This window comes from Bacteroides sp. K03, assembly GCF_019734355.1.
Taxonomy (GTDB): Bacteria; Bacteroidota; Bacteroidia; order Bacteroidales; family Bacteroidaceae; genus Bacteroides; species Bacteroides nordii.
The window spans coordinates 21,584-33,463 of record NZ_JAASHC010000020.1 but is presented as its reverse complement, the minus strand read 5'-3'; the positions used below and the strand labels follow the sequence as shown (position 1 = coordinate 33,463).

The 11,880-nt window shown below is 37.8% G+C and carries 7 protein-coding genes; 5 read left to right on the top strand and 2 right to left on the bottom strand.

All coding sequences use genetic code 11. The annotated features are described in order from the left end of the window. Nucleotides 1-32: 32 nt before the first annotated feature. From HCG69_RS14025 to HCG69_RS20725, 4 genes are all read left to right on the top strand, one after another. Nucleotides 33-1,784, top strand: coding sequence for a SusD/RagB family nutrient-binding outer membrane lipoprotein (locus HCG69_RS14025; RefSeq protein ID WP_221650546.1), 1,752 nt, complete (start codon nucleotides 33-35; stop codon nucleotides 1,782-1,784). Nucleotides 1,785-1,796: 12 nt separating this feature from the next. Next, nucleotides 1,797-3,725: a hypothetical protein gene (locus tag HCG69_RS14020; RefSeq protein ID WP_221650545.1), complete on the top strand. Its 1,929-nt coding sequence runs from the start codon at nucleotides 1,797-1,799 to the stop codon at nucleotides 3,723-3,725. A gap of 120 nt (nucleotides 3,726-3,845) precedes the next feature. Next, the gene (locus tag HCG69_RS14015) at nucleotides 3,846-7,586 is read left to right on the top strand and encodes a LamG-like jellyroll fold domain-containing protein (protein WP_221650544.1); all 3,741 of its coding nucleotides are present in this window, start codon (nucleotides 3,846-3,848) and stop codon (nucleotides 7,584-7,586) included. A 386-nt stretch (nucleotides 7,587-7,972) separates the two neighbouring features. Continuing rightward, a complete protein-coding gene (locus HCG69_RS20725) occupies nucleotides 7,973-8,239 on the top strand; it encodes a hypothetical protein (protein ID WP_255586006.1) in 267 nt (88 codons plus the stop codon). Between the two features lie 372 nt (nucleotides 8,240-8,611). On the opposite strand, the gene HCG69_RS14005 is transcribed toward HCG69_RS20725, so the two are convergent. Continuing rightward, the gene (locus HCG69_RS14005; RefSeq protein WP_221650543.1) at nucleotides 8,612-9,484 is read right to left on the bottom strand and encodes a hypothetical protein; all 873 of its coding nucleotides are present in this window, start codon (nucleotides 9,482-9,484) and stop codon (nucleotides 8,612-8,614) included. Between the two features lie 353 nt (nucleotides 9,485-9,837). Here HCG69_RS14005 and mdh point away from each other — a divergent pair, with 353 nt between their 5' ends. After that, a complete protein-coding gene (gene mdh / locus HCG69_RS14000; protein WP_221650542.1) occupies nucleotides 9,838-10,779 on the top strand; it encodes a malate dehydrogenase in 942 nt (313 codons plus the stop codon). A gap of 75 nt (nucleotides 10,780-10,854) precedes the next feature. On the opposite strand, the gene HCG69_RS13995 is transcribed toward mdh, so the two are convergent. Further along, on the bottom strand, nucleotides 10,855-11,757 hold the full coding sequence (locus HCG69_RS13995) for a DUF6268 family outer membrane beta-barrel protein (protein ID WP_221650541.1): 903 nt from the start codon (nucleotides 11,755-11,757) through the stop codon (nucleotides 10,855-10,857). Nucleotides 11,758-11,880 lie beyond the last annotated feature (123 nt).

Below are 11,880 nucleotides of genomic sequence, written 5' to 3'. Positions count from 1 at the left end.
TAAGTATGTCTTCTTAAAAATAAAATACAAAAATGAAAAAAATAATATATTCAATTGGTTTCATTGCCGGGTCTTTATTGTCAGCGGGTATGCTTATCAGCTGTGGTGACCAGTTTCAGGAAGAATATCCTTGGATGATAGGCAAACAAGAAGATATGGATAATAGCAATGAAGCAGGTGCGGGAGCTACTGATATTACTGTTCTTGAAAAAGAACTTCGTGGTGCTATTCCTTTTATGATTAATTATTCTCATGAACCTAATGGTAGTTGGGCTCCTCATAAGTATCAATATTATCGTGCCAATAGTATTGACAACTATGCCGGATATTGGACTACTTCGAAAGGTACTTTTACTTTTGGTGGTCCGCTACCTACTCTTTATACATATCCTAATGACTACCTTGGTGGTCCTATGGATAATCAGATTTTTACACAGTCTGTTAACGCTATTTTTCATGCTACTGAACTAGGAAAACCTGAATGGAGTGCTGTTGGGTTGATAATTCAAGCGTATTCCGCACATGAAATTGTCGATTTTTATGGGGCTGCTCCTTTTACTGATTGGCGTAATGTAAATCGTATTCCACCGTTGACTTATGAAAAGGGAGCTGATATTTATGATATTATTTTTAAAGATCTTGATGAGGCTATCACTATCCTTAAAGAACGACAGCCATCAAAAGCTGAATTAGAAAAGATAGAAGATCCTAATAAGACAATTTCTTATGGTGATTGGCGACGTTGGGTGAAGTTTGCTAATAGTATCAAACTTCGTATGGCTATGAATATAGTGAAGTATGATGTTGGTAAAGCCCAACAAAAAGCTGAAGAAGCAGTAGCCGATGAGATAGGTGTCTTAACCCTAAACGATGATAAAGATATAGCATACTATCCAACCAGTGAGATTTCATGTTGCTTATGGAGGATTTGTAATGAATGGCATGATCTTCGTCTGGGTGCGTCATTGGAAAATATTCTTAAACACTTTGGAAATCCACTATTGACACGTTGGTTTGATACGAATGCATATCCTATTAAAGACAAAAATTCAGGTGTGGCGGCTCCTATTGACGTATATGGGATGCGTCCCGGTATTAATATGAGAAATAATAATACTACGGGAAAAGATAAAGGTGGTTATGGTCCTTTTGCTACATTAACCGATGAATTTAAATATATGCATCAGTCTTTTTTCAAGCGTACAGAATGTTTGTTACTACGTGCCGAAGGTGCTCTAAGAGGATGGAATATGGGAGGTACTGCTAAAGATTTTTATGAAGCCGGTATTCGTCTTGCTTTAGAAGAGAATGGAGTTACTGATCAGAATACAATTAATGAATATATTAATCGGACAGAGGTTAAGGATGTAGATTATAAGGACCCGCTTAATGAAATTCATAATATTAAAGGGCGTGTGAAAGTGGATGTAAAATGGAATGATGCAGATTCTGATGAGCTGAAACTGGAAAAAATCATTACTCAGAAGTATATTGCTAATTTCCCGATGAGTGCAGAGGCATGGACTACATTCCGTCGTACGGGATATCCACGTTTGTTCCCTGTTTTTCTTAACAATATGCCGGGGGTGGATACTGAACTTCAACTGCGTCGGATTCCTTTGGTAGAAACCTCTAATAACACTCTTGAGATAACTTCACTTGTGGAAGCCCTTGGTGGTCCTAATAACGGTGGTACGCGAGTATTTTGGGATGTGCCGACTGAACAGCGTGGGGAAACGAGTGAAGATAATGATTGTCAGATAGTAATTCCAGTAAACTTTTAATAAATATATCAGATGAAACTATATAGAAACGTAATATTCTTTTTGATAGCCATCCTATGTATGGGGATTTTCGTCGGATGTAATGAAGACGATACGCTTGACGGTGCAACTGAGGTATATATAACCCTTAATCCAACGGATATTATTTTGAGAGTGGGTGATACGATAAAAATATCGGCATTAGTTACTAATTTGAGTGGTGATCGCATCAATACATCGGTTGCATGGTCTGTATTGGATGAAAAAGTCGCAAAAATACTTGGCGATACGGCAATCGTTTGTGTGTTAGGTGCGCAAGGGAAAGAGACTAAACTTAAAGCGGAGCTTGTAAATGGTAAATATGCTCTTACTTCTGTGACTGTTACTACCAATCTTCCTAAAGGTATTACTCCTGTAAATGAAGAGGGGCTTGTAATTTCTTCCAAACGTAGTTATGATATTACTCATGATTCGGTGTTATTTGCAGTTTCACCTAAAGAACTTCTTGAAGATTTTACACCTCAATATACAATAGAAGGGCTTGAAGAGTACAAAATTCCGATGACAATAGATAAAGAAGCGGGACTTGTGGCGATTCATTATGCTGCCCCACGTAGTGCCGGTGAAGGTAAAATTACTGTTTCGATAGGGGAACAGGCCACCGCTCAGAGTGCAAGTTGTAGTGTTCTATTAATGCCGGTGATTTATGCTACTTTCTATGGTGAAAAATATGCTGATATGCCTTATCTTGATACAAGACCAGATAAAAGTGTACTGCCACAATGGTTTGCTTATACCAATGAAACGAATATGGATATAAATTCGGAGGCTACGATACGTGTGGCTATGAATATTGAAAGTGGAGCTAAGGAGGATATTGAAGCTGCTTATAAGGCATATCGTTGGGAGGTAATATCAGGCAGTTCAGTGGTAGTTACAAGAATGGAGGAAGAATTTGTTGAGAACCAAGGGTTTGATGCCGTGTTGACTGTACGTTCGGGGATTGATGAAGGGGAAGCGGAATTTCACTGTATTACTCCGGATACGGTACTGGTGGCAACTTTTACAGTTCAGAATTATAAAACCCGTTATCCGGTAGATGAAATTACAGTAGATCGTTCTTCGGTTTCTATGTCTATGGGTGATGTACTTATGTTGACTACAGGAGTTGTTCCTTCTACTTCTTATGCTTACCATAAACCAAAAGTGATAGCGGAAGATCCTACGGTTGTAGAAGTAGGTAAATATGATGGAAATATGATAACTCTGAAAGGACTTAAGGTGGGTACAACAAAGCTTGTATTGACATCCAGTGACAAGACACTCGAAATACCTGTTACTATTACTGAATCCATCAAGAGTGTATTGTGGGAATCTACTAATAATCGTACTCTGTTTGTCGGCCAGTCTGTTGAGTGGGGTGTTAATGTTACTACAGTTTCAGGTGGGACTAATCCTTATGATGTGATTTGGAAATCATTTGATCCATCCATACTTACTGCGACCCCAGTAGAAGGAAGTAGAGGTATAATTACTGCTATTGCTGAAGGTACAACTACGGTTAGGGTGGAAGTAAATGGTGTTAGATCTGATGCAGCTTCTGTTAAAGTGATTGGTTTACAGGAGAATCTGTTGTATACTTCTTCTAATACAGATTATGAAAATACCGTTGTGTATTCTGACAAAGATGATCTTGTGATATTGGTTACTCCTGAATCCGGCTATGAACTTATTATGATTACATTGGCCGGTGTGGGTAAAGATGATAACTATGATGGAACTTATTCTGTCAGTGATCACCAAACAGATATTGAAATTGATGGGGCAAAAGTAAGTGCGACTTCAGGAAGTGTGACTATTGCTTCTCGCGATGCAGATGCATTGATTTCGTTTGATCTTTCATTTGAAGTTGATAATAAAACATTTACGCTTAAAGCAGAAAATGTATTAGGAGTTCGATAACACATTGGTAGGAGGTTTGAAACTTAGATATTTTGAGCCTCCTGCTTCAATATGAACAAATATTTGAAATTACTTCCAATTTGTTTAAATTAATTATTTTTTAACTTAAAAACTATTCCCATGAAAAGAAATTTACTTTTAATTTCCGGAATTGTGGCACTTTCTTTTTCTGCCAATGCGCAGCAACTGAAAGAAGAGTACATGTTTTGGCCTAATAGCGCAGGTTTAGCTGGCTATGTGAATGATTGGACTCCCGGTACTCCTTTATTTGAAGATGAAAACTTCTACATTTCTCGTGTGAAACCTAAAGAGCGTTTTCGTAATTCTGCAACTCAGATTAATGAATCTTTAACTGAGGCTAATGACAAAAAACTTGTTTTTTGGGTTCCTGTAGGTACTGCTACTGGAGGTAATGTGAATGCACGTCCAAACGGTGTATTTGATTCAGAAGTATTTAGTACATGGTCTTATGTCACTCATTATGGTAACTGGACTTCACCTCATGGTTGGGTACCTGGTGGTTTTGCGGATGTTGCCCATAAAAATGGTGTAGGTGTATCTGGTGTTGCAAGTATTCCTAATGCAGGTATTAGTGCAAATGACGGTGCTTGGGGACAAGCTTTAAATGATCAAGTTGCTCTTGATAATGAAAAATTGGCTAAATTTCTTTATTATCATGGAGTAGATGGGCTTGGTTATAATTCAGAGTTTTATGGTATGTCCAGTGCTTTACCCCTTCTTCGTACCCAACATGAATTTATTCATAAATATCTTGTTGAGCATGGTAATCAATTGGCAGAAAACTTCTGGTATGACGGAACCAATGATAATGGTGGTATAAGTTTCGATACAGGTATTGGTAATCATAATAAAGAAACATTTGGAGATGGTGAACATATACGTACATCTCTTTTCTTTAATTACAATTGGTGGAGTTCAAGAGTATTAAATTCTCTTTCCAATATTGAAACTGTTGCTCCCGGTCGTAATCCGTTGGATATTTATGCCGGATTCAATATGCAGGGAGGAGATCCTTCTACTTGGACTACTCTTACCCAGTATCCGATGTCTATTGGCTTGTGGGGAGCTCACGATTACAATATGCTTTGGGCTGGACGTTCTAAAAAAGGTAGTTCGGACATGGCTAAACAGGCTACATACCAAGAGATTCTTGATATGTTTTTTACTAACGGTAATCGTAATCCGGTGAAAGAAATCGAGGTTTATAATTCACGTAGTCACTTCCCCGATGAAAAGTGGTTTGGTATGTCAGCATTTATGTCTGCACGCAGCTCTTTGAAATGGGATCTTTCTGAAGAACCGTTTGTAACATTCTTTAATCTTGGTAATGGTCGTTTCTTCAATTGGAAAGGCGAACGTCAGAATAACAATGAATGGTATAATATAGGTGTACAAGATTATCTTCCTACGTGGCGTTATTGGTTTGCTTCTTCATTCATGGGTAAAGAGACTGTGGCTAATGGATTAGATGCCCAGTTTACGTGGGATGATGCTTATATAGGTGGTTCTTGTCTTCGTATCTTCGGATCGAGTGCTAATGAATATCTGCATCTTTTCAAAACAGAGTTTGGGTTGAAAACTAATGATGTAATTACTGTTCGTTACAAACTTGTGAATGGACAGACTGATGTTAACTTGATTTTATCTGCTAAAGGTAATGAAACAGAAATTTTGCGAGAAAGTAATCTTAAAGTAATTTCTGTTTCTGACAAAGCCGATGATGAGGTTTGGGTTGAAAAGACATTTAAAGTTAGCGGTACTCTTATAGCACTTAATAATAAAGAGGTCGCGATGATTGGTCTTCATTTTACGAATGCTGAAAATCTGGAACTTTATCTTGGAGAGTTTTCCATTACCCGTGGTGCAGTTACTGTTCCTTCCAAACCTGAAATTACTGTAGCGAAAGTACTTGGTAATCACTATAAAGGGGTTGATGCTAAAGTGATTTTCAATATGGCTAACAATAAAGAAACCGGTTCTCCTGTTTATAATATTGATGTAAACGCTTCTATGTTTAAGTTGTATGCACAACAAGAAGGTGGTGAACCTGTACTTATGGGTATTACTACTTCTTGGGCAGGTATGTATTATTCTATTCCTACTGACATGCAGGGAGTACAACGTATACGTCTTGGTGTGTCGGCTGTATCGGTTGATACTAAAACTGATTCTGAAATAGCATGGAGTGACTATATGGATATGGGTGACTATACTACTATGGATGATATCCAGATTAATAAAACTACAATTAAACCAGGTGAAGATTTTGAAATCTCTTATGTAGATCCTCGTCATGCGGCTGCTGACTGGAAACTTTATAATAGTGATGGTAATGTCGTGGCCCAAGCAAGTGAAACTGTTAAATTTTCTGTAGCAAATGGTATTGAAGAGCTTGGCGGATATGATCTTGAGGTAATCGAGTCAAACGGTACCCGTCGTTTTAATTATTATGTACAGATTACAGGTTGGGATGTAGGTGCTTTGCCTCAAATCCAAAGCTTGACAGTTGGTAGTGAGGAAGCAGGAGAATCATCTGTTAAAATCGAAGTCGGTGATAAATTGACTCTTGGCTATACAGGTAGAAAAGCGAATGGTGCTGCATCACGTGGTGTAGAAATTGATGAAGGTTGGGTAGGTGGCCCGGTTCAACCCTTAGGAATAGGTTCTTACCAGTCATTCTCTGTTTCTGCATGGGTAAGATTTACCTCTTTACCAGGTAGTACGGCATTCTTTAGTATTGAAGACCGTACAGCTACTTGGCCTGTTAATAACTGGGGGTGGTTCTGGTCTAATATTAACTCTGAAGGTAAATTGGATACATATACTTTCCGTAGTTCAACTGCTGGTGGTTCTGCTGAGCTTAAATATGTATTCCCTGAAACCATAGTTACACCTAATGGATGGAATCACATTGTATTGACATTTGAATACAACGAGGATAGTAAATTCCGTTCTAAATTCTATCTTAACGGTATTTTGCAGGAGTCCACATGGGAGTTTGCTAATGCAAAAGGAACAACCGAAGATTGGTGTTCTATACGTTTTGCTCTTCCTTCTACCTACTGGATGGGCTTAGGTGGCGGCCGTGGATCGAATCCTACTTTCAATAACGGTATAGTGGATGAATTGCAGGTTTGGAACGGAGTTATGAGTGAAGAAGACATTCAGGCTTCTAAAGCTGGTCTTAATGCTGATAATCTTCCAGAAAATGTATTGGCTTATTGGGATTTTGATACAGATACAGATGAAAGTAACTTCTTTGTTGCGAAGGGTACTAAACCTGAAGCGAAAGCTTGTGTATTTAAAATTGCTGCAGGAGAATTGGAAGGTTCAGGAACTCAAACTCCTCAGAATCCGCTTTATATTTCCGGTACTCCGTTTATTCCCGGATCTGCATATAAGATTGAAACATTGCCTACGTGGAAAACTAAACGTGCTATAATCAGTGACGTTACCGGTAATGATATTGTTGGTTCTGCTAAGCTTACTTATGCAGAGAAAGGTGATTATACTGTAACTTTGACACTTGAAAACACGCTTGGATTAGATTCTAAGGATTATCCAGTATTCTCCGTTATTGATCCTACGGGAATTGAAGAAAAAGAAGCAGGTGAACTGCATACTTATACCGTAGATGATGTTCTCTTTGTAGAATTTGCTGAAGATGGTAACTATCAAGTTGCTGTGTACAATGTTTCCGGAATGCTTGTTGCCCAAAAGGCAGAGGCTATTTATGCCGGTCAAAACATGCGTATTACCCTCGGAGCTAATGGTATTTACTTAGTGAAAGTAATGAAAGACGGTAAAGAGGTTCGTACAATCAAAGTTCTTAAGAATTGATTTGCTATAAGATTAGATATTATTTGTAATAAATAGAGACTGAAAACATCTCTGTTGAGTTGGACGAATTAATATTTCTAACGAGTATAAGAGCCTGGTATTATACCGGGCTCTTTCCTTTTTTACATATTAATATTTTGATAATATAGTAGTTCCCTTATTTTTTTATTTGTCGATTTAAATTCAATAGTACTATTGATTGGTAACATTACCTCTTCAAATGTTTTATATAAACACGATTGTATCATCCTTTAAAACTTATGTTTATGAAAATCACAAAAATTATATTATTACTTTTTGTCTTTTTATGTACATCCAACCTATGGGGGCAATTGAATAAAGATTGGCCTCGAAACCTTATTACGGAAAATTGAGTCATAAAAAACATGAAAATCTATGTATCTAATCCCACCTGGAATGGGATGTTGGTTATAGAATTAGATGGAAAACCATTGTGTACGGATTATGGTCAGGGAATATTACTGTTGACTGGTCAGAATTTAATTGAACGCACAGCAGAAACTGATGTATATTCAGGTGGTGTACTTTCAATTCGAGCTTACAGAGACGGTATAGGAAATACCAATGTAATTTCATTGATAATTCCAGAAGATGAAATAGATCCAAAATTAATCGTAGAATTGTACCCGTAGTACCCATCTTCCTCTAAAAGCATATTTCGGCAAATACTGATTGTTGTAAGATACTTATTGGAACAAACAGGCTGTTCGGAAAGTTTTGGTGATTAATTACGGAATCATCCTGGAGCTGACTAAAAAACATTTCTTGGAAAAAGATCTTTTTATCCGCTGATATGAAAGGATTTTAAAATATATTTGTACAGCCGGGCAATTAAATATACGGATCACATTTGTCATTATATACAACGTCCCATTACATATATTGTTATCTGCAATAACATATATTGTAATGGGACGTCAAATATATTGGTATTTTTCTTATAAAATCACTTTTTGAATAAATACTTCAATTGTTTGTCATACCTTTGATGTATGGAAAAGCACTCATTCAAGGGTAAACCGCTGTGAACCAATCATAGTACCATCTGCAAAAATATCTACGCGGTATGTGCCAGCAGAGAGATACTCTTCTACATTCCAAAAAACGGTAATGGGTTGTTCTTCTCCGTTGTATTCAATATACTTTTTGATAGAATAGGGGAGTGAACGGTTTTCATATTCAAACGTATTGGCAGCGTTCTTTGTCAGCACTTCATTATTGGGTTTGTAGATATTGATATACAGCGTACGTTCACCGGTTTCTGCAGTAATGTTCTTAACAATGGTAAAACCGATAGTAAACTTCACTACATCTTTTACTTTTTTCACTTTTTTGTCACGTTTGTTCTTGGGCTCTATCCAAATATTGGTAGCATCCAGTTGAGCAGCCAGAGTCACTTTTTTATTCAGATTCTTCTTCTCTTCCGACAGATTGTTTATCTGGCGTGAAGCAGCGTTATATTTCTGTGTTACTTCAGCGATCACCTGCTTTTGTTGATTAGTCAGTTTATTGAGAGAGTCAATCTGATTGATATAACCGATCATGATTTTACGCAATGAACTCAATTCTTTTTTCAGACGGCGAATTTCAGTGGCATTACTACTTTTAACTGTACGCAATTCTTCAAGAAGACGTTGGGTCTTGATCTGTTCTTGCTCCAGTAAGACGGACAGTGAATCATTGGATACTGTAAGTTTCAGTTCGTCATATTGCTGGGCGAAACGGGTATATTCGTTTTCCAGATCTTCTTTCTCAAGAGCAAATTCTTCAACCAGTTCGCGATTATTCTGCTTTTCGGTGAACAGTAGATACGTGATGCCGGCAAGAGCAATCACCAATACCGATACGGCGATAATGAGCAGGGTCTTTTTATTCATGTTTCTTTAGTTAGATGATAATTCGCCGCAAATTTAATCATTTCGCTACATAGTAACACAGCGTTTCACGTAGTTTTTTCTTTTAAGAGCTTGTTTAAGTTTTCTTTTCTTGAATATACAAATTAATAACCGTATGAAATACAACTGTCATTCGGATAGTGTACATTTGGTATTCAGATGAAGTGCAACTACCGATTTAATAGAAGAAAAGTATTAGTACAACTACATCTTGGTAGGAGTTGTCTCTTTAACTAAAATTATTACGGAAATATTTCTTTAATAACGATTATCGTTGTACTTTTGTCGTCGCAAAAAGATGGAACTAATTATCAACTTTTTAAAATATAAGTATTATGTCAAAAGTAACCGTAGTAGGCGCAGGTAACGTAGGTGCTACATGTGCAAATGTACTTGCTTTCAATGAAGTAGCAGACGAAGTAGTAATGCTGGACGTAAAAGAAGGCGTTTCAGAAGGTAAGGCAATGGATATGATGCAGACAGCTCAACTGTTGGGATTCGACACTACCATTGTTGGTTGCACCAATGATTATGCTCAGACTGCAAACTCTGACGTTGTTGTTATCACTTCTGGTATTCCTCGTAAACCGGGTATGACTCGTGAAGAACTGATCGGTGTTAACGCTGGTATCGTGAAATCAGTAGCTGAAAACATTCTGAAATATTCTCCCAACGCTATTATCGTAGTTATCTCTAACCCGATGGATACAATGACTTACTTGTCACTGAAAGCTTTGGGTGTACCTAAGAACCGTATCATCGGTATGGGTGGTGCTTTGGATAGCTCACGTTTCAAATATTTCTTGTCTCAGGCTTTGGGCTGCAATGCTAACGAAGTAGAAGGTATGGTTATCGGTGGTCATGGTGATACTACTATGATTCCTTTGACTCGTTTTGCTACTTACAAAGGTATGCCGGTTTCTAACTTCCTGTCAGCAGAACAGTTGGAGAAAGTTGCAGCTGACACAATGGTAGGTGGTGCTACACTGACTAAACTGTTGGGTACTTCTGCATGGTATGCACCGGGTGCAGCAGGAGCATTTGTAGTTGAATCTATCATCCACGATCAGAAGAAGATGATTCCTTGCTCTGTAGCTTTGGAAGGTGAATATGGTGAAAACGATCTTTGCTGTGGTGTACCTGTAATCCTGGGTAAGAATGGTATCGAGAAAATCGTAGAACTTCCGTTGAACGAAGAAGAAATGGCTAAGTTCAAAGCAAGTGCTGAGGCTGTTCGCAAAACAAACGCAGCCTTGAAAGAAGTAGGTGCTCTTTAATAAAGAAGGAGTTATATACTGAAATAATAAAAAAGGGACGATTCTCTGTAAGGGGAAATCGTCCTTTTTTTCGTCTCAAAACCCTATCTGTAACCCTGCTGAAACATAAGGAGAGACTTGAAAATAATACCCTTTGTCTTGAAACATACTCTTTAGATTTCTGTTGGTCATTTCTGCCGGGCGCATGGCGTGGATACCTGCTGTGATGGGGATTGATACATGCTTCCCAAGTTTTATTACCGGACGAAGCCCTGCCACGAAATATTGGTGAGTGAATATTTTATCTTTTCCGTCTTGTTCCAGCAGAGCCATTTGTCCGTTCATCTCTACTGCCAGATTTAAGTTTAAGTTATTGTTGATAGTATATCCTGCCGACATTTCAATACCTTCTAACATGGCTATCTTAACGGTAAAGCGACCTTGCGTTGTCCAATTAAAATAAATAGCGGGGAAAACCATTGGATACCCGAAAGAATTATTCATAGCGATACCTCCTCCCAATTCAAGGTTCGGTCTCAAATGATAAATGAAAATGGCGCCTATATTTCCCAGTATGTTTTTATATCTGATTTGGGAGAGTTTGGTACATGGCATGTAGATACCTCCACCGATAGCCATCAGCATTGACCACTTACCGTTCAATGGTCTTAAATGACTAAGACTTAATCCGATATTCAGAATTTCATCAATAACCAGGGGCTCTGTAAAGTTCTTATTTTCGAGTTTGGCATATGCTCCTCCCAAGCTGACGGCCCACATTGTGGGGCGATTATTCTCATTCAGTTTTATTGATAAAGGAATATTGATGCCTCCTTGATAGACGACTGCCGATCCTTTGCAGTCTCCTACTTTCTTATCTGTTTCGCCTTCCATCATGCGATAAGCAGAGGTACCAAAGTATTCGGTTTTAAACATGATCTGAGCATTCACACCTGAACAATTAATAACAATAAATAGTAAGAACAAAACTTTTTTCATACGGAAGAGTTTAATCTGAATCTGATAATTTATTGCCAAAATTCGGCTTTTGAACACTTGTGCCGAAATCTTTTTGACGAATGATCAGTTTACCTTTGACGAATGGTAATGTATCTATCGGTT

What these genes read in the sequence shown, in the direction of transcription:
- HCG69_RS14025 (WP_221650546.1), top strand. Translation starts at nt 33, where the DNA reads ATGAAAAAAATAATATATTCAATTGGTTTCATTGCCGGGTCTTTATTG.
- HCG69_RS14020 (WP_221650545.1), top strand. Translation starts at nt 1,797, where the DNA reads ATGAAACTATATAGAAACGTAATATTCTTTTTGATAGCCATCCTATGT.
- HCG69_RS14015 (WP_221650544.1), top strand. Translation starts at nt 3,846, where the DNA reads ATGAAAAGAAATTTACTTTTAATTTCCGGAATTGTGGCACTTTCTTTT.
- HCG69_RS20725 (WP_255586006.1), top strand. Translation starts at nt 7,973, where the DNA reads ATGAAAATCTATGTATCTAATCCCACCTGGAATGGGATGTTGGTTATA.
- HCG69_RS14005 (WP_221650543.1), bottom strand. Translation starts at nt 9,484, where the DNA reads ATGAATAAAAAGACCCTGCTCATTATCGCCGTATCGGTATTGGTGATT.
- mdh (WP_221650542.1), top strand. Translation starts at nt 9,838, where the DNA reads ATGTCAAAAGTAACCGTAGTAGGCGCAGGTAACGTAGGTGCTACATGT.
- HCG69_RS13995 (WP_221650541.1), bottom strand. Translation starts at nt 11,757, where the DNA reads ATGAAAAAAGTTTTGTTCTTACTATTTATTGTTATTAATTGTTCAGGT.